The sequence below is a fragment of the Nitrospirillum goiasense genome (genome assembly GCF_034427435.1).
Classification (GTDB): Bacteria; Pseudomonadota; Alphaproteobacteria; order Azospirillales; family Azospirillaceae; genus Nitrospirillum.
The window spans coordinates 2,388,866-2,411,511 of sequence record NZ_JAXQNP010000002.1; the positions used below are offsets into that span (position 1 = coordinate 2,388,866).

Below are 22,646 nucleotides of genomic sequence, written 5' to 3' on the forward strand. Positions count from 1 at the left end.
CCCGGGTTTATTCCAACCGCTGCCGGACGGCCCACCCCGCCAAAGTGGCGTATGTTGGCGGGGGCCCTTGCCCTTAGCATGGTTGGACTACGGGGAATGCCGCCGGCGGCGGCTCATGAACCATCGCCGGTCGCTGGCCGTACTACAGGCTGACAAAAACGAAAGGATGACCATGGCCAGCGCCCTCCCTGGACCGACGACGCCCTCGGCCCCCGCCCGGTTGCTGTCCATCGCCACCGCCCTGCCCCCCTATCGCCTGACGCAGGAGCAGGCGCTGGCCGGCGCCCGCCAGGTCTTCGCCCATCGGCTGCGCGATTTCGACCGGCTGGCCCCCGTCTTCACCCATGCCGGTATCGAGGGCCGCGCCTCTTGCGTGCCGCTGGAGTGGTATCTGGAGCCGCACGGCTGGGCGGAGCGCAACGCCCTATACCTGGAGCATGCCGTCGATGTGCTGGCCCGCGCCACCACCCAGGCGCTGGACCAGGCGGGCCTCAAGCCCACCGACGTGGACGCCATCGTCGCCGTCTCCTCCACCGGCATCGCCACGCCCAGCCTGGACGCCCTGATCATGCAGCGCCTGGGCATGCGGCCGGATGTGGAGCGCATGCCCCTGTTCGGCCTGGGCTGCGCCGGCGGCGTGCTGGGCCTGGCGCGGGCCGCCACCTGGGCCACCGCCCGGCCCGGCGCCAACGTCCTGCTGCTGGTGGTGGAGCTGTGCGCCCTCAGCTTCCGCCGGGGCGACTTGTCCAAGGCCAACGTCATCGCGACCGCCCTGTTCGGCGACGGCGGTGCCGCGGCCATCCTGCGCGCGGACCCGGCAGGCCGCGACGCGGGCCAGGAAGGGGCCCCCGCCTTCCTGGCGTCGGCCGAGCATCGCTGGCCCGACAGCCTGGGCATCATGGGCTGGCAGGTGGAGGATGACGGCATGGGCGTCATCTTCGCCCAGAGCATCCCCACCCTGACGCGGGAGAAAATGCCCGAGGTGGTGGGCCGCTTCCTGGACCGCCAGCGGCTGACCTTGTCCGACTTGGCTGGAACCATCTGCCATCCCGGCGGCACCAAGGTGCTGGACGCGTTGGAGGAGGTCCTGGCCCCGGCCACCGACGGGCTGGCGGACGCCCGCGACGTGCTGCGCCAGCATGGCAACATGTCGGCCGCGACCGTACTGTTCGTGCTGGAACGCCGTGTGCGCCAGGGCGCGCGGGGCCTGCACCTGCTGTCCGCCCTGGGGCCCGGCTTCATCGCCGCCCTGGGCCTGATGCGGTTCTGAGCCATGAGCCCCGACATTCCTTTCGGCCCACCGCAAATCGTGGTCCTGCTGCTCGCCGTGCAGCGCCTGGCGGAACTGCGGGTGGCCAACCGCAACACCCGCCGCCTGCTGGCCCAGGGCGGCCAGGAGGTGGGGCGGGCGCACTACCCGCTGTTCATCGTGCTGCACAGCGCCTGGCTGGCCGCGCTGTTCCTGTTCATCCCGGCCGACGCGCCCATCGTCTGGCCCCTGGTGGCCCTGCTGGTCCCGCTGCAACTGGCGCGCTATTGGGTCATCCGCACCCTGGGCCCTTACTGGACCACCCGCATCATCACCCTGCCCCAGGCGCCCCTTGTCCAGGGCGGCCCCTTCCGCTGGGTCCGCCACCCCAATTACTGCGTGGTGGTGGCGGAGATCGCCACCGTCCCGCTGGCGTTCGGCGCCTGGCACCTGGCCCTGATCTTCTCCATCGCCAACGCCCTGCTGCTGGCCCACCGCATCCGGGTGGAGGAGTCGGCGCTGGCCCCGCGGAGGGAGGCGCCGTCGCGATCCTGAGCAACTCGCCGGCCGGGGGCTGCGACCTCTCTTTGGTTAACAGCCACCACCAAAGGGCGTGGGGCCGTTTACGGCGGGCGCGCGGATCGTTATTGTCCGGCCAGCCCATGTGAAAGGCCCCCGGATCTGTGCGGGGGCCGGGCGCGGATGCCGAACCGGCAGCCACGCCCCAAAACGCCCCTATCCGGAGCCCACCCCGTGATCGAAGCCGCGTCCCTCGACAGCATCGAACTGCTGGCCCCCCTGACGGCGGACCAGCGCGCCAGCCTGGCCAAGCAATGCAGCTGGCGCCATTTCCACCCCCAGGAACAGGTGATCGACCGCGCATCGGACAGCCGTGATGTCTGCTTCATCGTCGAGGGCCGGGTGCGGGTGGTGAACTATTCCCTGTCCGGCCGCGAGGTCACCTTCGACGATGTCGAGGCCGGCGGCTATCTGGGCGAACTGTCGGCCATCGACGGCGAGGCGCGGTCCGCCAGCATCGTGGCGCTGAGCGAGGTCATGGTCGCCTTCATGTCGCCGCGCCTGTTCCAACAGGTGGTGACCCAGAACCCCACCATCGCCTGGGGCGTCATGACCCGGCTGGCCAGCATCGTTCGTTCCGCCACCGGAAGAATCATGGATTTGTCGACGCTGGGCGCCAACAACCGGGTGCATGCCGAACTGCTGCGCCTGGCCAAGCCCACCCTGAAATCCGACAACACCGCCGCCATCTCCCCCATCCCCATCCACAGCGACATCGCGGCGCGCGTCAGCACCACCCGCGAGACGGTCGCCCGGGTGCTGGGCGACCTGTCGCGCGACAAGCTGGTGGTCCGCCAGGACAATTCCCTCCTGGTCCGCGACTTCGCCCGCTTGGAGGAGATGGTGGAGGAGGTCCGGGGCGATTGAGCCTTTGGGATTAACCACGAGGTCTTTTTTGAAGTGTGACACGCTTGCCACGGTTTTTTAACTTTTCATCAATCCGCGTCGGAGCTATATAAGAGGGGCTTGACCGTGACGGATTTGACACTCTCAAGCCTTCAACCTCCTTATGAGGCTCCCTTCATCTTCGCCGGCTGTCTTCGAGACAGCCGGCGTTTTTTTTGACCGCGGCCAGACACCGGCGGCCGCGACAGTTCCCGCGGGGCGGCCTTCCGTCGGGCACAAAGCCGCACCGTGCATTCGTGGGTGCTAAACACCACGAAAACGGATACATTCATTGTCCGAATGCAATCTTGCGATTGGCATCGCGCCGCCCAATTCATGGCGATCCAAAGGGACGTCCGGGCGTCGTGTGTCTCAATACCTTAATCCGACGCCTCCATGAGGGAGCGCGGGGGAAGGCGGACGTCAAGCCACGCTACCGTGGCGACACCCAAAAGGGGTGCGGGTTAATACGCCGAACACGCGGCATCTCAAAGAGATGCGGTCGGGGGTGGGTATGGTTTCGCAGATCAGTTATCTGACGCCGGCGCAGTTCGCCGCCGTCACCACCGCCAACATCCAGCGGTTGACGACCCAGGATGTCCAGGCGCTGACCACCGCGCAGATCAAGGCGATGACGACGGCGCAGGCCATCGCCTTCCAGGTCAGCCAGATGGTCTTCACCGCGTCCCAGCTGCAGGCGTTCAGCGAGGCGGATCTGGCCGCGCTGGAGACGGATGACCTCAAGGCCCTGAAGGCCACCCAGATCTCCGCCCTCACCTCCAACCAAATCCAGGCGCTGACCACCGCCCAACTGGCGGCGCTGACCACCGCCGACATCCAGGAATTCACCAAGGCGCAGGTAGGGTCCTTCACCACCGACCAGTTGGCGGCCCTATCCACCGCCGACATCCGCGCCCTGACGGTCACCCAGGTGAGCGGCTTGACCAGTGCCCAGGTGGCGGGGCTGGGGACCGACAACCTGTCGGCGCTGAGCAGCGCCCAGACGGCCAGCCTGTCCTCCGCCCAGGTCGCGGCGCTGACCACCGACCAGTTGGCCGCGCTGACCACCGCCGACATCCGGGAATTCACCGCCGCCCAGGTCGCCTTCCTGACCACCAGCCAGACGGCGGGCCTGACCACGGGCGCCGTCAGCGCGCTCAGCACCTCCCAGGTGGCGAGCCTGACCACGGCACAGATCCGCGCCCTGACCTCGGACCAGCTGGCGGCCCTGTCGACGGTGGACGCCAAGGCGCTGACGGCGACGCAACTGTCGGCGCTGGGCACGGGCCAGGTATCCGTTCTGACCAGCGGCGTGCTGTCGACGCTGAACTCCCTCCAGGTCGCGGCGTTCTCCACCGCCCAGGTCCGGGCGCTGGGGTCGGACCAGTTGAACGCCCTGACCACGACGGATATCCGCGAGTTCACCAGCTTGCAGGTCGCGGCCCTCACCACCGATCAGGTGGCGGCCCTCAACACCGGCAGCCTGGCCGCCCTCACCTCCCTGCAGACAGCCGCCCTGACCACCGCCCAAGTGGCGGCGCTCGGCACCGACCAGGTGGGCGGCCTGACCACGGCGCAGGTTGCCGGCCTGTCCGTCAACCAGCTCAAGGCACTGTCGACCGACCAGCTGGGCGCCCTGGGCACCGCCACGGTGCAGAAGCTGACCAGCATCCAGGTGGCGGCCCTGACGACGGCGCAGGTCGCCGGCCTGACCACCGCCAACCTGTCCGCCCTGACCAGCGCCCAGGTCCAGCGGCTGGGCAGCGCCCAGATTCGCGCCCTGACCACCGACCAGTTGAACGGCCTGACCACGGCCGACATGCGGGAATTCGCCGCCAGCCAACTGACGGCGCTGGGCACGGACCAGGTCGCGGCCCTGGACACCGCCAACCTGACGGCGCTGACCACCGCGCAACTGACGGGCCTGACCTCCACCCAATTGTCGGCGCTGACCACCGACCAGGTGGCGGCGTTGACCACGGCGCAACTGGCCAGCCTGACCGCCGTCCAGATGAAGGGCCTGGACGCGGAGCAGCTGGGCGCGCTGGGCACGGCGACGGTGCAGAACCTGACGGCGGCGCAGATCGCGGCGCTGACCACGGCGCAAATCGCGGCCATGTCCACCGCCAACCTGTCGGCGCTGAACAGCGCCCAGGTGGCGGTGCTGGGCAGCCTGCAAATCCAGGCGCTGACCAGCGACCAGTTGAACGCGCTCAATTCCGCCGACATGCGGGAGTTCACGGTTACCCAGATCGCGTCACTCAGCACGACCCAGGTCGCGGCCCTGGGCAGCGGCGCCCTGTCCGCCCTCAGCACCTCGCAGGTGGCCAGCCTGACGGTGGCCCAGCTGCGCACGCTGGGCTCCGACCAGGTGGCGGCGCTGTCCACGGCGGATATCCGCGCCCTCAGCGCGGTTCAGGTCCAGGGCCTAACGACGGCGCAGGTCGCCACGCTGGGCACCGACGCCCTGTCCGCCCTGGCCAGCACCCAGGTGCAGAGCCTGACCAACACGCAGGTGCAGTCGCTGACGACCGACCAGCTGAACGCGCTGGCCAGTTCCGACCTGCGGGAATTCACGCCCGGCCAGATCGCCGCCCTGACCACGGACCAGGTGGCCGGCCTGCAAACCGCCACCCTGGCGGGGCTCAGCACCGCCCAGGTCGCCGCCCTGACCACCAAGCAAATCCGCGCCCTGACCTCCGACCAGTTGGCCGGCCTAACCACCGCCGACGCCCGCGCCCTGACGGCGACCCAATTGGCGGCGATATCCACCAACCAGGTGCCCGAACTGGGCACCGACGCCCTGTCGGCCTTGAGCGCCAGCCAGGTCACCGGCCTGAACAGCGCCCAAATCCAGGCGCTGGGCACGGACCAACTGAACAGCCTGACCACGGCGGACATCCGTGAATTCTCCGCCACCCAGGTGTCGTTCCTGACGACGGACCAGCTTTCGTCGCTCAGCACCGCCAACCTGTCCGCGCTCAGCAGCACGCAGGTACCCAGCCTGGGCAGCGGCCAGATTCGCGCGCTGACCACCGACCAGTTGAACGCGCTGTCCACCGCCGACGCGCGTGAATTCACCGCCACCCAGGTGGGGGCGCTGAGCGCGGACCAATTGTCGGCCCTGGGCACCACCCAGCTGACGGCGTTGACCTCCCCGCAATTGGCCGGGCTGTCCACCGCCCAGGTGACGGTGCTGACCACCGATCAGGTGGCGGCCCTCACCACCGCGCAACTGACCACCCTGTCCGCCGGCCAGGTGGCGGCGCTATCGACGGATCAGTTGGCGGCCCTGCCCACCGCGAGCCTGCAGAAGCTGACGGCCACCCAGGTGGCGGCGCTGACCACCGCCCAGGTGGCGGGGCTGGGCACCGACACCCTGGCCGCCCTGACCACGGCCCAGGTCACCAGCCTGACCTCGCTGCAGGTCCGGGCGTTGACCTCTGACCAGTTGAACGCCTTGACCACGGCCGAGACACGGGCCCTGTCGGCGGCGCAGCTGACCAGCCTGGGCACCGACCAGGTGGCCAGCCTGGGCAGCGACTTCCTGGCGGCCCTCAGCTCCACCCAGGTGGCCAGCCTCTCGGCCACGCAGATCAAGGCGCTGACATCGGACCAGTTGGGCACGCTGCCCACCGCCGACGCCCGCGCGCTGACCGCGACCCAGGTCACGGCGTTGACCACCGACCAGGTGGCCAGCCTGGGCAGCGACGCCCTGTCCGCCCTGGGCGCGACCCAGGTGGCCAGCCTGACCTCCGCCCAGGTCCGGTCGCTGACCACCGATCAGTTGAACAGCCTGACCACCGCCGACGTGCGGGAGCTTTCCGGCACCCAGGTGAGCTATCTGACGACGGAGCAGCTGTCGGCCCTGGGGACGACCAACCTGTCGGCCTTGAGCAGCGCGCAGGTGCCCAGCCTGACCAGCGCCCAGGTCCAATCCCTGACCACGGACCAGCTGAACGGCCTGACCAGCGCCGACATCCGGGAATTCAGCGCCACCCAGGTGGGGGTGCTGACCACCGGCCAGCTGTCCGCCCTGGGCACCGACCAGCTGACGGCCCTCACCACCCCCCAGATCGCCGGGCTGGGCACGGGCCAGATCAGCACCCTGGGCACCGGCCAGGTGGCGGCCCTGACCACGGCGCAGGTGGCCAGCCTGTCCGCCACGCAGGTCAAGGCCCTGACCACCGGCCAGTTGGACGCGCTGGCCAGCGATACCGTTCAGAAGTTGAGCGCGACCCAGGTCGCCGCCCTGACCACGGACCAGATCGGCGGCTTGGCCACCAGTGTCCTCGCGGCCCTGACGACCAGCCAGGTGACCAGCCTGACCGCCAGCCAGGTCCCGGCGCTGACCTCGGACCAGTTGAACACTCTTTCCAGCGACGAAGCCCAGGCCCTGACCGCGTCCCAGATCCAGGCCCTGACGACCGCCCAGATCTCCCAGCTCGCCACCGGGTTCCTGGTGACGCTGAGCACCGGCCAGATCAGCAGCCTGTCGACCGCGCAGGTCGCGGCCCTGACCTCCAGCCAGTTGGGCGCCCTGCCCACCGCCGACGCCCGCGCCTTGACCGCCGCGCAGGTGGCGGCATTGACCACCGATCAGGTCGCCACCCTGAACACGGGCGCCCTCTCGGCCCTCAGCGCCACCCAGGTGGGCACCCTGACCAGCGCGCAGGTTGAGGCGCTGTCCAGCAGCCAGTTGAACAGCCTGACCAGCGCCGACATCCAGGAGTTCACGGCGGCCCAGGTGGGCGCCTTGACCACCGACCAGTTGTCCGCCTTGGGCACCGACCAGTTGACGGCCCTCACCACCACCCAAGTGGGCGGCCTGACCACGGCGCAGGTCGCCAGCCTGCGCACCGACCAGGTGGCCGCGCTGTCCACCGCCCAGGTGACCAGCCTGTCGACCGCGCAGGTCGCGGCGCTGTCCACCGCCCAGGTCGGCGCGTTCAGCAGCAGCACGGTGCAGAGCCTGACGGGTGGCCAGGTCGCCGCCCTGACGACGGACCAGGTCAGTGAATTGGGCACGCCCTTCCTCTCAACCCTGACCACCGCCCAGGTGGCCAGCCTGACCACCCAGCAACTGAACGCGCTGGCGACCGACCAGTTGAACGCCTTGCCCACAGCGGACATCGCCGCCCTGACGACCAAGCAGGTGGCGGGGCTCGGCACCGGCCAGGTCGCCGGCCTGGCCAGCACCGTCCTGCAGGCCCTGAGCACGGCGCAGGTGGCCAGCCTGACTACCGCGCAGGCCGGGGCGCTGTCCACCAGCCAATTGAACGCCCTGAGCACCGACGACGCCCGCGCCCTGACGACCGCCCAGGTGGCGGCCCTGTCCACCGATCAGGTTTCGGGCTTGGGCTCGGACAATCTGTCGGCCTTGAGCGCCACGCAGGTGGCCAGCCTGACCAGCGCCCAGGTGCAATCGCTGGGCACCGGGCAGTTGAACGCCCTGACCACGGCGGACGTGACCGAATTCACCGCGGCGCAGGTGGCCCTGCTGACCACCGACCAGGTGACGGCCCTGGACACCGCCCATATTTCGGCCCTGACCAGCCAGCAGGCCGCAGCCCTGACCACCACCCAGGTCCAGGCGCTGACCACCACCCAGGTAGCCGCCTTGACCACCTCCCAGGTGGCCAGCCTGTCCGCCGCGCAGGTCAAGGTTCTCGACACCGACCAACTGGCGGCCCTGGCCACCGCCGACGTCCGCGCCCTGACCGCGACGCAGGTGCAGGCCTTCAGCACGACGCAGGTCGCGGGCTTCGGCACGGCGCTGCTGGCGGCCTTGAGCAACACGCAATTGAGCAGCCTGTCGGTCCCGCAGTTCCAGACACTCAGCACCGACCAGTTGAATGCGCTCAGCACGGCGCAGGTGCGGGGCCTGTCGGCCACCCTGGTGGCCGCGCTCACCACCGACCAGATATCGGGCCTGCGCACCGACAACCTGTCGGCGCTCAGCGGGCCGCAAACGACGGTGCTGACCACCGCGCAAATCCGGGCGCTGACCACCGGCCAGTTGGCGGCGCTGACCACCGCCGATATCCGCGAATTTTCCGCCACCCAGGTGGGTGTGCTGACCACCAGCCAAGTCGCGGCCCTGACCACCACCGAAGTGTCGATCCTGTCCGCGACCCAGTTGGCCGCGTTCAGCACGACCCAGGTGGGCGCCCTGACCACGGACCAGGCCGCCGCCCTGACGGCGACCCAGGTGGCCGGCCTGTCGCTGACCCAGGTGAAGTCGTTCAGCACCGACCAACTGGACGCCCTGGCCACGGACCGCATCCAAAGCCTGACGCCGGCGCAGGTGACCGCCCTGACCACGGCGCAGATCGCGGGACTCAGCACCATCAACCTGTCCGCACTGACCGGCACGCAGGTTTCGCTGTTGGGCAGTGCCCAGATCGACGCGCTAACGACGCAGCAATTGATCGCGCTGAGCACGGACGATATCCGCGAATTCACGGTCAGCCAGGTGCCGATGTTCACCACCGACCAGATCCCGGGCCTCAGCCCCACCCAGATCCAGTCGATGACATCGGACCAGGCCAACGCCTTCACCGGCGACCAGCTGGGGGTGTTCACCACCGACCAGACCAACGCCTGGCAGACGGCCCGCTCGTCATAAGCGGCGTGTCGCGCAACAGTTGGGTTTGGCGAAAGCGGTTACCGCTCAGGCGCCGGCCAGGCTCCACAGCGCGCTGCCCGCCACCAGGGGGCGGTCGCCGTCGTGGATGCGAACCTCGGTCACCAGTTGTGACCAATTGCGCCGGATCAGCCGCGCCTCACCCTGGACCAAGGTGCCGCGCGGGCCGCTGCCCAGATGGTTGAGCGACAGGTTCAGCAGCACCGCCTCGCCGTCCGGCACGCCCTCATCGCTGATGGCGCGCAGGCAAACCAGCTCAGCGAACGCGGCGAGGACGGATGTGTGGATTTGGCCGCCGGCGGCGAGGTGGCGTTCATCGGCCACGAAGGCGCGAACCCAGCCGCCGTAGCCGCCACCCCGGGCCGGCCGGCCCTCCCAAAAGGGGCCGATGTGGGCGACGAAGCCGGGTGTCACCGGGCACAGCGCCCACCCCTCGGTAGTCGTTTCAGCCGCGCCATCCACCATTACGCCCGGGCCCCATGGGTATGAGTCAGCCGTTCACCCGCGTGAACTCGCGGAAGGTGACGGCGATCTTGTCCTCGACGATGGTGACCTCTCCCCGGCCCACGGTGCGGCCGGAAACGATGATATCGGACAGGTCGTCGATCTTGCGGTCCAGTTCCACGATGGCGCCGCGGCCCAGCTTCAGCAGGTCGCGCACCCGGATGGTGGAGGTTCCCAGCACCACCGACACCTCGACCACCGTGTCATAGATGGCCGAAAGCTCCGTCGACGCGCCCATCGTGGCGCCGCCGCCGCCGAACATGGCATCGATATCGTCCTGGTTGCTCATGTCGTCGGACCCGTATTCGCCAATCCCACCCGTGAGATGCCGAATGACATTACCATGACCCGACGGCGCGGGGGGAGCGATTTGGCGCTAGAGTTATCCGCCCGGGCCCGCTCACGGTGATGCCCACCGTCACCCGCGTGGTCATATCATGCAGGCGGCGGCCAGGCCGGGGGCCTCGGGGGCCGCCACCGCCTGCTGCCCCATGCCATCCCAGACGTAGGCCTCGACCCGGTTCCGGCCGCCGGTCTTGGCACGGTAGAGCGCCTGGTCGGCGGCATCGACCAGGGCATCCCAGCCGACATCCGGGGCGATATTGGCGCGGCCGACGCTGATGGTGCACTGGATCGCCGTCCCGGGAACGATCACCAATTGCTCCACCGCCCGGCGTATCCGTTCCGCCACTGTGCCCACGGTGATTCCGTCAGCCTCCGGCAGGACGACGGCGAACTCCTCGCCACCGACGCGGCCCACCACATCGGTGGCGCGGATGACCCCGGCGATGGTTTCCGCCACGCGCCGGATCACCATGTCGCCCCCGCTGTGCCCCCAGCGGTCGTTGATGGCCTTGAAATGGTCGATGTCGATCATCAGCACGCCCAGAGGCTGCTTGTTCTGGTGGGCCCGCTCGACCATGCGGGCGCCCTTCTCCCACAGCACGCGCCGGTTGGCGATGCCCGTCAGGGGATCCTGGTCGGCCAGGGTGACCAGGCGCGCCTGCAAACGCTGGCCCACCATCCAGAGATAGCCCAGGGTCAACGTGAAGGTGACCCCGACCCGCAGCAGCAGGGCCATCGAAGTGGTGGGCTCACGCAGGTCGCCGATCACGACACCACCATGGGGCAGGACTTGGAACGCCTCCCACACCATCCGGGTCAGCAGGACGGCCGCCCACGCCAAGTTGAAGCCGGCCATGGTCCAGGCCGCGATCCGCACATCACGCTCCGCATGACGGATCAGAAGCCAGGCTGTGCCCGAGGCCAGCAGAAGGCGGCATCCGCATCCGAGGATGACGTTGATGGGCATATGCAGCCCGACCCCGAGAAAAACGCCAATCTTGGCGCAGGATAAAATCCCCGCCGGCGCCAGAAGCCACAGCGACCGTCGCGGCAGGCCCAAAAATGACTGGACGCCGACAAACGCCAGCATCGTGCCCCAGTCGATTTGCAGATTGCCGATCAGGCTGGAAATAGGCGGGGGCTTGCCAGGACCGGCATGGGGCGACACCACAATCAGCAGGCCCGCCGCGTGCACCAAATTCGACAGGACCCAGAACCAAACCGCCGGGCCAGCCTTCAGGGTGCGGCCAACGGGAACCAGACAGAAGGCGGCGACGACATGAAGGAGAATATTGACGATCAGAAGTGTCAGGATGTTCATCTCGCCCCACCATCCCCGCGCGCGGAAATGATCAATCTGCCCGGACGAACGATTAGGATACCAATGCCCCTTGTCGCGCATTAATCCATTAGTCGGACACCGAACCGTGCGCGCTTTATATCATAAAAACTGTTAACGGGGCGTTCAGGGCAGGCGCATTACCTGTAAATGCAGATCTGCAAAATTAAGCGTTTTTGGTTTGCATCCGCCGCGCGGCGACGAAGGCCGCCGCCGCCCGCCAGGGGTCCAGCGTGAAGAAGCGCCGCGCCTGGCCGGACGGGGAGGTCAGGACGAACAGCGCTGTTCCTTCAAAATCAAGGGCTTGGCGCCCATAGTCGGGGCTTCCGGTCAGGCCGAAATGGCCGGCCAGGAACACCGACGCCGCCGTCTTGCTGGTGAAGGCGACGGCGGCGGGACGGTGACGACGCATCTTGTCCACGAAGGCCGCCACGTCATAGGCGGACGGGTCCAGGTCTACGTCATTGCCGAACTGGGTCTTGTTCAGGTCCGTCAATCCCAGGCCCAGCGTCGGCAGGGTGGGATAATCCTGTGGCCTCAGCCGCGTTGGCGTGAAACCGGCAGCGTGCAGGCTGGGCCAGAAGGCATTGCCGGGCTTGGCGTAATAGGCCTTGGCCGCCATGGAGGCGCGGCTGGGCGCCGTGCCGCAGAACACCAAATCGAGACCAGGCACGAGGACGTCGGGGATCAGCATGGCGCAAAGATAGGGACGTCCCCCATCCCGCGCCAGTGCCTACCCGCTTGGCCTCACTCCGCCGGCTGCTGCGCCAGCTCATCCGGGTGGCCGCCGATGGTGCGGGCGATGGTGAAGAAGTTCACCAGCACGCCGAAGGCGACGAACAGCAAGCCGTCAATGTAGCCCGCCAGATCGGTGGACCCGGCGGCGAAGAACAGGCCCAGCACGGCCACGATGATGCCCATGCCATGAACGAAGATCGCCGGCAGGGTGTTGGACGCTTTCATGACTCACTCCATCAGACTAAACGGATCAGGCAGACTAAACGGATCAGGTGCGCCGCTTGGGCAGCGGCGTTTCATCCTCGTACAGGATGCGGGTGGCGGAGCCGTCGAGATCCTCGAACTGGCCATCGCGCACCGCCCAGAGGAAAGCGCAAAGCCCCAGCCCGCCCAGCAGCAGGGCGGCGGGAATAAGGAAAAGCAGGCTGTTCATCAGTGACCTCCATCGCGGGGTTTCCTGCCCCCCAGGCGCAGGGCGTTGGCCATAACCGCCAGGGACGAGCCCGACATGGCGGCGGCGGCCACGAAGGGTGTCGCCAGACCGGCCATGGCCACCGGCACGGCGCACAAATTGTACAGCAGGGTGAAAAGCAGGTTCTGGCGCACCAGCGTGCGCGCGCGCCGCGCCACGGCCAGCGTCTCCGCCACGGCGGCCAGGCCATCGCCCTGGAACACCACGTCGGCCGCCGTCTGGGTCACGTCCACGGCGCTGGCCGGGCTCAGCGACACGTCGGCGGCGGCCAGGGCCGCGGCGTCGTTCAGGCCATCGCCCACCATCAGCACCTGGCGCCCCTGCGCCCGCAGCGCCGCCAGGTGGGCGCATTTGTCCGCCGGCCGGGCATCGGCCCGCACGATGTCGATGCCGACATCGGCCGCCAGGGCCTGGGCGGTGACCGCCCGGTCACCTGACAGCAGTTCCACGCGATAGCCCTGGACCTTGAGATCGGCCACAACGGCGGCGGCATCGCGGCGCGGACGATCGGCGAAGCTGAGCCGGCGGGGCGGGTGGCCGCAGCGGGCCAGCCATAACTCGGGGCCCGGCCGCTCCGAGCCCACCTGGCCCACCCCCGCGTCGGTCACGCCGCAGAAGCCGCGTGAGCCCAGCCGAACGAAGCCATCGGGGCCCTGCCAGCGCAGCCCGCCGCCCGGCACCTCGACCACGCCGTCGGCCACGGGGCCGGGGCCGGCGGCACGGGCCAGCGCCCGCGACAGGGGATGGCGGGAGGCGCGGGCCAAGGTGGCCGCCAGCTCCAGCTCCGCCGCGGTCAGGGTGGGGTCGGGCAGCAGGTCGGGCCGGCCCAGGGTCAGGGTCCCCGTCTTGTCGAACACCACGGTATCAACCGGCGCCAGACGTTCCAGGGCGGAGGCGGATTTCAACAGGATGCCCTGGCGCATCAGCCGGCCGCTGGCCGCCACCTGCACCGCCGGCACGGCCAACGCCAGAGCGCAGGGGCAGGTGATGATCAGGACGGACACAGCGGTCAGCAGGGCCTGGTACCAGGCGGCCCCGCCCAGGAACACCCAGGCCAGGAAGGTGGCCAGCGCCGTCAGGTGGACCACGGGGGTGTAGGCGCGGGCGATACGGTCGGCCAGCAGGACATGGCGCGCCCGCCCCTGCTCCGCCGCCTCCAGCAGGCGCACCATCTCCGCCAGCAGCGTGCCCTCGCCACTGGCGGTGGCGGTCAGGCGCAAGGGGGCGGTGCGGTTGATCATGCCGGCGAAGACCTGGGCGCCGGGCGCCACCGCCAGGGGCAGCGTCTCCCCCGTCACCAGGCTGGCGTCCAGGTCGGACACGCCCTCGGCCACGGTTCCGTCCACGCCGATGCGCTCACCCGCCGCCACCAGCACCGTGGCGCCCAGGGGCACGCGGGCGGGGGGCAGGACCTGGGGCAGGCCGTCGGCGCCCAGCACCGTCACCGGTGCCTGGTTCAGGGCCAGCAGGTGGGCGGCGGCGGACCGGGCGCGTCCCCGGGCGCGGCTGTCCAGGTAACGGCCGACCAGGAGGAAGAACAGCAGCATGACGGCGCCGTCGAAATAGGCATGCTCGCCATGGTGGGCCGTCATCACCACGCTCATGCCCGTGGTCAGCAGCACGCCCACCGAAATGGGCACGTCCATGTTGGTGCGGCCGGCGCGCAACGCCGTCAGCGCCGACTGGAAAAACGGCTGCCCGGCGATGGCCACCGTGGGCAGGGCGATCAGGGCCGACACCCAGTGCAGCAGCGTGCGGGTGGCGTCGCCCATGGCGTCGGCACCGGCCCAGACCGACACGGACAGCAGCATGACATTGGCCGCGGCGAAGCCGGCCAGGGCCAGACGGCGCAACAGCGCGCGCTCGTGCGCCGCCGCCGGGTCGGCACCCGCCGCCGTGCCACCGGCGCCAAAGGGGGCGACGCGATAGCCCAGGCCGGTGACCAGCCGGGCATACTCCACCGCCTTGGCCGGCGCGCCGGTCCAGCGCAGGGTCAGGCAGCGGGTCGTCAGGTTGGCGCGGGCGGACTGCACCTCGGGGTGGTGCTTGGTCACCGCCGCCTCGATCAGCCACAGGCAAGCGCCGCAATGCAGGCCATCGACGCTGAGACGCAGCAGACAGGTGCCGTCCGGCGCCGTCGCCACCGCCTCGGGCAGGCCCAGCAGGGGGTCGGCGCCCTCGCCCTCCTCCACCGTGGCCGCCGGCGCGGCCGCGTCCAGCGGACGGCGATCATAATAGGCGTCCAGGCCCAGGTCATGGATCAGGGTATAGGCGCCGGCGCACCCCTGGCAGCAGAAGGCGCCCCGCTCCGTCGCCGCCCCCAGCAGGGGCTGGCCGCAATGCCGGCAGTGCGTCGTCAGGCTGTCCAAGGGCATGGCCGTCGTTCCCCGCGCCTTACTTCTTCACGAACAGCCGGCGGGTCAGGTGGTACCAGTCGGCCCCCTTTTCCGCCTTCAGCTTGAGATCCCATTGCCCATGCTTGGGCAGGGTAACGCTGGCCGTGTAGCGGCCGTTGCCGGCGGCGGTGAAGGTCAGCGGCACGTCGGGCATGATGTCGATGGGGCGCACCAGGCGGCCGGTCAGGGTCATGCCGTCTAGGGCGGCACCGTCCGGACCCGTGACACGCACGGTCAGCACGCCCATCCCCTGGGGGCCATTGGCCACCGGCTCGATATCCGCGTCGAACACCCAACCCAGGGCGTCCTGCTGGGCCTGGGCCTCCAGCACCTTGTTGTATTCGATGCCGCGTTCATAGGGCTTGGCGGTCGCCATGCCGGTCCAGCTGTGCAGGGCGTAGTAGATCAGGATGCTGTTCACCACGATCACCACACCCATGCCGCCCACGAAGATCCAGGGGATCAGGGAGCGCTTGGCCTGGGTGGGCGGCGGCGACCGGCGGGGCAGATCAATGACGGTCATGGCGGTCCTTTCCTGCAAGTCGGGTTGAGATCAGGGCTTGGCGCCGGGGCCCATGAACACACCCTCGTAGAAGGTGCTATGGGTGGGGGTCACCCCCTGCTCCGTGAGGCTGAACACCAGGGGGATGGAACCCTGGGCGCCGCCGTCGCGCGTCATCGACTGGCGCGGCAGGCTGACGAAGACGCGGAAGGTGGCGACCGCATCGCCGTGCACCGGCAGGACCACGCCCTCGGTGCCGTGGGCATCGCCCACATCCTGGACGATCAAGGTCGCGCCCGGCTGACCCACCACGCCCAATTGGAAGGCGCTTTCGCCCCGCCGCTTGTTGATGATCTTGACGGTATAGCCGTTGCGCAGGGAGCCATCCGACAGGGTGACATAAAGGGGGGCCCGGTCGCGCAGCACGCTGATGCCCATGGTGGCGCGTGTTTCCAGGGCGACCAGCATGACCCCCGCCACGATCGCCAAGACCAGGGTATAGATCACCACGCGCGGCCGCAGCAGGCGATAGCGGTTGGCCTGCCCACCGGCCTTGGTCTCCTGGTTGGCCAGGGTGTCGAAGCGGATCAGGTTGGGCGGACGGCCCACCTTGGCCATGATGTCGTTGCAGCTGTCGATGCACAGGCCACAGCCGATGCATTCCAACTGCTGGCCGTCGCGGATGTCGATGCCGGTGGGGCAGACGGCGATGCACTGGCCGCAGTCGATGCAATCGCCCCGGCCTTCCCAACTGGTGCCGGCCTTATGCGGGCCGCGCCGCTCACCGCGCCAGGCCTCATAGGTCACGACCAGGGAATGGACGTCCAGCATGGACCCCTGGAAGCGCGGCCACGGGCACATATAAGTGCACACCTGCTCCCGCGCCCATCCCGCCAGAACATAAGTGGTGGTGGTGAAGAGGCCGACGAAGAAATACTCCCGCATGGTGGCGTGGCCGGTTAGCAGCGCCTTGAAGGCCGTGGGGGCATCGTCGAAGTACAACACCCAGGCCCCGCCGGTGGCGACGGAAATGGCCAGCCAAGCGGCGTGCTTGGCGGCCTTGCGCAGGACCTTTTCCCGGCTCAGCGGCTGGCTGTCCAGGCGGATGCGAGCCCCCCGGTCGCCCTCGATCCACCGCTCCACCGCCATGAACAGATCGGTCCACACCGTCTGCGGACACGTGTAGCCGCACCAGACACGACCGGCCAGCGAGGTGACCAGGAAGAGGCCAACCGCCCCCAGCACCAGCAGGCCGGTGATGTAGTAGACCTCCTGCGGCCATATCTCGATGCCGAAGAAGTAGGCGCGCGGGGCGGCGAGGTCGATGAGGATCGCTTGGTTGGGCGCGCCGGGCCCACGGTCCCACCGCAGCCAGGGAACGGTGTAATAGACAGCCAGGCACAAGACCAGAATTGTCCATTTCAGCGTGCGGAAGGGCCCGGAAACCGCCTTGGGATACACCTTGACCCGCTCGGCATACAGGCCGCCTTCCTGGCTGTCCCGGCTAGCCTTGATCGACTGCGGGCGGCCGTCACGCGGCGGCGCTTTGCGTTGTTCGACCGGGCGTTCCAGCAGGCTGTCGTCCTGGGGATTGGTTTCCATGGGATCCATCCTAGTAACCATACGCGGGCCAGCCCCAACGGTTGGGCCACCAACGCGGATATGGGGGAAGCTATGCCCGGGCCGTTTCTCTCGCCTTGCGATAGATCAACCCGGCATGGCCCGCCCCCGCCCGCGACAGCAGGTCACGGGCGTAAAAACAACCGCTTGCAAAGCGCGCGAACTGTGATCCGGGCAAAGAAAAACCCCCGCCGGATGGGGACGCGGCGGGGGTCGACGTGCAATACCTGGGGTAGTGGTCTACGAAAGTAGGATATCGGGGGATGGGGGAAGGCGGGAAAACCATCCCCCGATCATTTACTTCCCGCCACCCAAGCTATGCACGTAAGCGGCCAGCAACTTGACGGTGGCCGGGTCCAGGCGCTCGCTCCACGCCGGCATGCTGCCACGCCGGGCGTAGGTGATGGTCTGGACGACCGTGGCCTTGTCGCCACCGTAGAGCCAGATGGCGTCGTTCAGGCGGGGGGCGCCCACGTCGGGGTTGCCCTCACCCTTTTCGCCATGACAGGCGGCGCAGTTGTCCGCGAACACCTGGGCGCCGCGGCCGGCGGCCGCCTTGTCCGTTCCGGTGTTCGACAGGCTCAGCACGTACTCCGCCACGTCGTTGATCTGCTCCTTGGTCAGCAGGCCATCGGCGCCGAAGCGCGGCATGTCCGACACGCGGGAGTCCGGGTTGGAATTGCGGACACCGTAGGTGACGGTCTGCAGGATCTGCTCCGGCGAGCCGCCCCACAGCCAATCGTCGTCGGCCAGGTTGGGGAAGCCCTTGCCGCCGGCGCCACCGGCGCCGTGGCAAGCGGCGCAGTTCTCGGCGAAGGCGATGTGGCCGGCGGCCTGCACGTAGTTGCGCAGGTCCGGATCCTTCTCGACGTCGCCGATGGGCGTGGCCAGCAACTTGGCCTTCAAGGGCGCCAGCGCCTGCTGGCGGGTGTCCAGCTCCGACTTCACCGTGTCGCGCCGGGTCCAACCCAGCACGCCCTTGGTGTGGGAGTGCAGGCTGGGCCAGGCGGGATACAGCACGGTGTAGACCAGGGCGAAGGCGATACAGGCATAGAAGGTGTACAGCCACCACTTCGGCAGCGGCGTGTTCAGTTCCTTGATACCGTCCCATTCATGGCCGGTGGTCTCCCGGCCCGTGTGGGCGTCTTTTTCGATGTGGGTCGACATGGGGGACCTCAGCCTTTCATTGTCGGCGCCGGCCGCCGCGCGGGCCCATGGGGCTTAGCCCTGACAGGCAGCGGGTGATCGGCGTCATCCAGCAGCGGGATACGGGCGCAGGCGTCCAGGCGGCGGCGGTGGGAGGGCCAGTAGACCCAGATGCCGATGCCGCTGAACAAGGCCACGAACCACAGCAACCAAACCTGCGAGATCAGGGCGTGGAATTCTTCCATGATCGCCTCACTGGTGCAGGTCTTCGGGCTGCAGCTTGCTGAACTCGACCAGAGTGCCCAGCATCTGCAGGTAGGCCACCAGGGCGTCCATCTCCGTCAGCTCGGGGCTTTCGGTGTTGAACTTGCCCACCACCGCCTTCGGATACCGCTTCAGCAAGCCGCTGGTGTCGGCGTCCGGGTCGGCCTGGGCCTTCAGGTCGGCGGCGGCGTTGGCGATCATGTCGTCCGTGTAGGGAACGCCCACAGTGCGCAGGGTCTTCAGGTGATCCTGGATGTTGGGCACCGACAGCGGCCGGCTGGCCAGGAAGGCGTAGGTCGGCATGATCAATTCCGGCACCACGGCGCGCGGGTTCTTCAGGTGGGCGACGTGCCAGTCGTTGGAATACTTGCCGCCGACGCGGGCCAGATCCGGACCGATACGCTTGGACCCCCACTGGAAGGGATGGTCGTACATGCTTTCCGCCGCCAGGCTGTAGGGGCCATAGCGCTCCACCTCATCGCGGAAGGTGCGGATCTGCTGGCTATGGCAGACGTAGCAGCCTTCACGGATGTAGATGTTGCGGCCCATCTGCTCCAGCGGGGTGTAGGGGCGCACGCCACCCACCCGCTCGATCGTGGTTTCGATGGAGAACAGGGGCACGATCTGCACCAGGCCACCGATGGACACGGTGATCAGGGTCAGCAGCGCCAGGATGACGACGTTCTTTTCGACGATGGCGTGAGAGAATTTCATTTTTCGTCCCTCCGCTCACTCGGCCGCGACCAGGCCCGCGGGCCGGTCTTCCGCCAGCGGCTGGCCGTTCTTCACGGTGCGGATCAGGTTGAAGGCCATGATGATGGCGCCGGTCAGGAACAGGACGCCGCCCATGCCGCGGATGATGTAGTAGGGGTGCATGGCGGCCACCGTCTCGACGAACGAGTACTGCAGGAAGCCCATGTCGTCGTAGGCGCGCCACATCAGGCCCTGCATGATGCCCGACACCCACATGGAGGTGATGTAGAGCACGATGCCCAGGGTGGCGGTCCAGAAGTGCCATTCGACCAGCGCCTGGCTCCACAGCCCCTTACGCCGCCACAGCACCGGCACCAGGTAGTACAGGGCGCCGAAGGTGACGAAGGCGACCCAGCCCAGGGCACCGGAGTGCACGTGGCCGATGGTCCAGTCGGTGTAGTGGCTGAGCGCGTTCACCGGCTTGATCGACATGACCGGACCTTCGAAGGTGCTCATGCCGTAGAAGGCGACGGCGGTGACCGTGAAGCGCAGGGACGGGTTGGTGCGCAGTTTGTCCCAGGCGCCCGACAGGGTCATGATGCCGTTGATCATGCCGCCCCAGCTGGGCATCCACAGCATGATGGAGAACACCATGCCCAGGGTCTGCGTCCAGTCCGGCAGGGCCGTGTAGTGCAGGTGGTGCGGGCCGGCCCAGATGTACAGGAAGATCAGGGCCCAGAAGTGGATGATGGACAGGCGGTAGGAATAAACCGGCCGCTCCGCCGCCTTGGGGATGAAGTAGTACATCATGCCCAGGAAGCCGGCGGTCAGGAAGAAGCCCACCGCGTTATGGCCGTACCACCACTGGATCATCGCGTCCTGCACGCCGGCGAAGGCGCCGTAGCTCTTCGTGCCGGTGAAGCTGACAGGCACCGCCAGGTTGTTGACGATGTGCAGCATGGCGATGGTGATGATGAACGCCAGGTAGAACCAATTGGCCACGTAGATGTGCGGCTCACGCCGCTTGATCAGCGTGCCGGCGAACACGATCAGGTAGGCCACCCAGACGATGGTCAGCCACAGGTCGGTGTACCACTCGGGCTCGGCATATTCCTTGCCCTGGGTGATGCCCATCAGGTAGCCCGTGCCAGCCAGCACGATGAACAGCTGATAGCCCCAGAAGATGAACCAGGCCGGCAGGGCGCCACCGAACAGGGGCGCGCGGCAGGTGCGCTGGACCACGAAGAAGGAGGTGCCCAGCAGCGCGTTGCCGCCAAAGGCGAAAATGGCCGCGGACGTGTGCAGCGGCCGCACGCGGCCGAAGCTGGTCCATTCCAATCCGAAATTCAGCGCGGGAAACGCCAATTGAAAGGCAATGAGGACACCGACCGTGAAGGCGGCGATACCCCAGAACATGGTCGCGATGGTGAACGCGCGGACCACATCCTCCACATAGGCTTCCCGGCTGGCGGGTTGGGCCGCCGTTATGGGCACCCCCCCGGAAACCGCTACACTCATGACACCCCCCGAATATGGGCTCAAGCGGCAGGGACCCGGGTTGACCCCCGGACCTCGTCTCTTAAGACAACGATTGCGGGCATCGGCCGCCCTGGTTTCCCAGATATCCGTCGGGCGACGGGACCGATGCTCCTCAGCGTCGGCACTGTGATGGTGGGCACACTCAGACGCATTGACCTGCGTCAAGCCGCCACCCTTCCACCTGGCGTACTGTTGGGTGAGTGACGGATAGGCGTGGCGCGGCCAAGACAGCCGCGCCAAGATGGCGACGAAAGATCAAAAAGCCTTATCCGGGCGGTTGGCGTTGCAACTTCTGGGCGTTACCATGGGAACGCCATAAGGAAGAAAGGGGCGCGCGGCGATGACGGCGACGACGAACGGGACGCTGATCCCGGTATTCACCCACCCCTCCCCCGCCGTGCGGCGCGTGCCCATGGACAGGCCCTGGCTATGGCTGCGCCTGGGCGCGGCCGACATGGCGGCCACGCCGTCCATCAGCCTGGGCTATGGCCTGATCCTGGCATCGGTGGGCTTCTTCGCGACGGCGCTGATCCTCCTGGGTGGCTGGCTGGCCCTGCTGCTGCCGCTGACCGGCGGCTTCATGCTGCTGGCCCCCCTGCTGTCCGTCACCTTTTACGAGGCGTCGCGGCGGCGGGAACAGGGCTTGCCGCCCGACGCGGGCGCGTGTCTCAACGCCTGGCGCGGCAACCTGCCGGCCATCGGCGCCTTTGGAGTCGTGCTGCTGCTGCTGCATCTGTTCTGGGTGCGCCTGGCCACCCTGCTCTACGCCCTCATGCTGGGCGACGTGCATGTGGCGCCGGAAAGCGTGGCGGCGACGCTGCTGACGCCGGAGGCCCTGCCTTTCCTGATCGTGGGCACCGTCCTGGGCGCCGCCCTGGCCCTGGCCACCTTCACCATCAGCGTCGTGACCCTGCCCCTGTTGATGGACCGGGATGTCGGCGTCTTCATGGCCGTGGCCACCAGCATCATGGCCGTGCGCGCCAGCCCACGGGCCATGCTGTTGTGGGCCGCCCTGATCGCGGGGTCGGTGGCGCTGGGCATGGCGACGCTGTTCATCGGCCTGGTGCCGCTGCTGCCCCTGATCGGGCATGCCAGCTGGCATGCCTATCGCGACGTGGTGCGCCTGCCGGCGGATGGGACGGCGACCCGTTCGGCGATCAACTGAACTGCAGCATGGACGGCGCCTTGTCGATGATCTCTTCCAGGATCATCTCCGCCGTCTCCAGCTCACCGCGGATGGATTCGTTCAGGCGGCTGGCGTATTCCGGCTTGCGCAGCTTTTCGCTGGCCTCGTAAAGGCTGCGCAGCTCGGTCACGAAGATTTCGCGCGCGCCCAGCGGCAGCACGGTCTTGGCCGACAGCACGAAGAAGAATCGCATGCTGGCGCGCACCAGCAGGCTCAGCATCAGGGTGTCCAACTGGGCATAGCGCTCGCGCACGTCGTCCGCCGGGCCATCCATGCTGCGCAGGCGCCCTTCCACCAGGATGCACAGGGCGCGGAATTCCCCCACCTTGTTGCGGAAGGCGTTGTAGGCCTCGAAGCTGTCGCGGGCGGCCGCGGCCTCCGCCTGCTTGGCCAATTGCGTGGATTCCCGCGCCTGACGCTCCAGCGCGTCGAGCAGACCCACCACCTCCTTGCGGGCGTAAACGCGTCTGACCACGGGGTTTATCCTGTCTGGGCTGCCACCACACCCTGTATACCCAGGCCACCCGACGGATCAAAGCGGCG

At 68.2% G+C, this 22,646-nt stretch carries 19 protein-coding genes; 5 read left to right on the forward strand and 14 right to left on the reverse strand.

Translation table 11 applies throughout. The features are described from left to right. Positions 1 to 172: 172 nt before the first annotated feature. The 4 genes from ULB03_RS13500 to ULB03_RS13515 all read left to right on the forward strand — a co-directional run bounded on the left by ULB03_RS13500 (position 173) and on the right by ULB03_RS13515 (position 9,341). Complete coding sequence (locus ULB03_RS13500) at positions 173 to 1,270, forward strand: type III polyketide synthase (RefSeq protein WP_322483605.1); 1,098 nt, start codon at positions 173 to 175, stop codon at positions 1,268 to 1,270. Positions 1,271 to 1,273: 3 nt separating this feature from the next. Next, complete coding sequence (locus ULB03_RS13505; RefSeq protein ID WP_322483606.1) at positions 1,274 to 1,804, forward strand: isoprenylcysteine carboxyl methyltransferase family protein; 531 nt, start codon at positions 1,274 to 1,276, stop codon at positions 1,802 to 1,804. A gap of 198 nt (positions 1,805 to 2,002) precedes the next feature. Continuing rightward, positions 2,003 to 2,695, forward strand: coding sequence for a Crp/Fnr family transcriptional regulator (locus ULB03_RS13510; protein WP_322483607.1), 693 nt, complete (start codon positions 2,003 to 2,005; stop codon positions 2,693 to 2,695). Between the two features lie 532 nt (positions 2,696 to 3,227). Next, positions 3,228 to 9,341: a hypothetical protein gene (locus ULB03_RS13515; RefSeq protein ID WP_322483608.1), complete on the forward strand. Its 6,114-nt coding sequence runs from the start codon at positions 3,228 to 3,230 to the stop codon at positions 9,339 to 9,341. A gap of 45 nt (positions 9,342 to 9,386) precedes the next feature. Here the strand turns inward: ULB03_RS13515 and ULB03_RS13520 are convergent, their stop codons facing one another. The 13 genes from ULB03_RS13520 to ccoN all read right to left on the reverse strand — a co-directional run bounded on the left by ULB03_RS13520 (position 9,387) and on the right by ccoN (position 20,896). Then, a complete protein-coding gene (locus tag ULB03_RS13520; RefSeq protein WP_322483609.1) occupies positions 9,387 to 9,824 on the reverse strand; it encodes a PaaI family thioesterase in 438 nt (145 codons plus the stop codon). Positions 9,825 to 9,849: 25 nt separating this feature from the next. Beyond that, positions 9,850 to 10,152 carry a flagellar motor switch protein FliN gene (gene fliN / locus ULB03_RS13525; protein ID WP_322483610.1) on the reverse strand — a complete coding sequence of 101 codons (303 nt, stop codon included), beginning with the start codon at positions 10,150 to 10,152 and terminating at the stop codon, positions 9,850 to 9,852. Positions 10,153 to 10,293: 141 nt separating this feature from the next. Next, on the reverse strand, positions 10,294 to 11,529 hold the full coding sequence (locus ULB03_RS13530) for a GGDEF domain-containing protein (RefSeq protein ID WP_322483611.1): 1,236 nt from the start codon (positions 11,527 to 11,529) through the stop codon (positions 10,294 to 10,296). A gap of 184 nt (positions 11,530 to 11,713) precedes the next feature. Beyond that, the gene (locus ULB03_RS13535) at positions 11,714 to 12,220 is read right to left on the reverse strand and encodes a mismatch-specific DNA-glycosylase (RefSeq protein WP_322483612.1); all 507 of its coding nucleotides are present in this window, start codon (positions 12,218 to 12,220) and stop codon (positions 11,714 to 11,716) included. 74 nt (positions 12,221 to 12,294) lie between these two features. Continuing rightward, positions 12,295 to 12,510, reverse strand: a complete 216-nt coding sequence (locus tag ULB03_RS13540) for a hypothetical protein (RefSeq protein WP_322483613.1) — start codon at positions 12,508 to 12,510, stop codon at positions 12,295 to 12,297. A 43-nt stretch (positions 12,511 to 12,553) separates the two neighbouring features. Continuing rightward, positions 12,554 to 12,718: a cbb3-type cytochrome oxidase assembly protein CcoS gene (gene ccoS, locus ULB03_RS13545; RefSeq protein ID WP_322483614.1), complete on the reverse strand. Its 165-nt coding sequence runs from the start codon at positions 12,716 to 12,718 to the stop codon at positions 12,554 to 12,556. Beyond that, complete coding sequence (locus tag ULB03_RS13550; RefSeq protein ID WP_322483615.1) at positions 12,718 to 15,132, reverse strand: heavy metal translocating P-type ATPase metal-binding domain-containing protein; 2,415 nt, start codon at positions 15,130 to 15,132, stop codon at positions 12,718 to 12,720. The genes ccoS and ULB03_RS13550 overlap by 1 nt, the downstream gene beginning before the upstream one ends. A 19-nt stretch (positions 15,133 to 15,151) precedes the next feature. Next, positions 15,152 to 15,676: a FixH family protein gene (locus ULB03_RS13555; RefSeq protein WP_322483616.1), complete on the reverse strand. Its 525-nt coding sequence runs from the start codon at positions 15,674 to 15,676 to the stop codon at positions 15,152 to 15,154. A gap of 30 nt (positions 15,677 to 15,706) precedes the next feature. Further along, on the reverse strand, positions 15,707 to 17,257 hold the full coding sequence (gene ccoG, locus ULB03_RS13560) for a cytochrome c oxidase accessory protein CcoG (RefSeq protein ID WP_322483617.1): 1,551 nt from the start codon (positions 17,255 to 17,257) through the stop codon (positions 15,707 to 15,709). 315 nt (positions 17,258 to 17,572) lie between these two features. Next, complete coding sequence (gene ccoP / locus ULB03_RS13565) at positions 17,573 to 18,442, reverse strand: cytochrome-c oxidase, cbb3-type subunit III (RefSeq protein ID WP_322483618.1); 870 nt, start codon at positions 18,440 to 18,442, stop codon at positions 17,573 to 17,575. An 8-nt stretch (positions 18,443 to 18,450) separates the two neighbouring features. Next, positions 18,451 to 18,666, reverse strand: coding sequence for a cbb3-type cytochrome oxidase subunit 3 (locus tag ULB03_RS13570; protein WP_322483619.1), 216 nt, complete (start codon positions 18,664 to 18,666; stop codon positions 18,451 to 18,453). Between the two features lie 7 nt (positions 18,667 to 18,673). Next, positions 18,674 to 19,399 (reverse strand): cytochrome-c oxidase, cbb3-type subunit II, encoded by a 726-nt coding sequence (ccoO, locus tag ULB03_RS13575; RefSeq protein WP_322483620.1) that lies wholly within the window; start codon positions 19,397 to 19,399, stop codon positions 18,674 to 18,676. Positions 19,400 to 19,414: 15 nt separating this feature from the next. Further along, positions 19,415 to 20,896, reverse strand: coding sequence for a cytochrome-c oxidase, cbb3-type subunit I (gene ccoN / locus ULB03_RS13580; protein WP_322483621.1), 1,482 nt, complete (start codon positions 20,894 to 20,896; stop codon positions 19,415 to 19,417). Between the two features lie 361 nt (positions 20,897 to 21,257). Here ccoN and ULB03_RS13585 point away from each other — a divergent pair, with 361 nt between their 5' ends. Then, complete coding sequence (locus ULB03_RS13585; RefSeq protein WP_322483622.1) at positions 21,258 to 22,082, forward strand: DUF2189 domain-containing protein; 825 nt, start codon at positions 21,258 to 21,260, stop codon at positions 22,080 to 22,082. Here the strand turns inward: ULB03_RS13585 and ULB03_RS13590 are convergent. After that, the gene (locus ULB03_RS13590) at positions 22,075 to 22,578 is read right to left on the reverse strand and encodes a hypothetical protein (protein ID WP_145733733.1); all 504 of its coding nucleotides are present in this window, start codon (positions 22,576 to 22,578) and stop codon (positions 22,075 to 22,077) included. The genes ULB03_RS13585 and ULB03_RS13590 overlap by 8 nt on opposite strands. Positions 22,579 to 22,646: the final 68 nt, after the last annotated feature.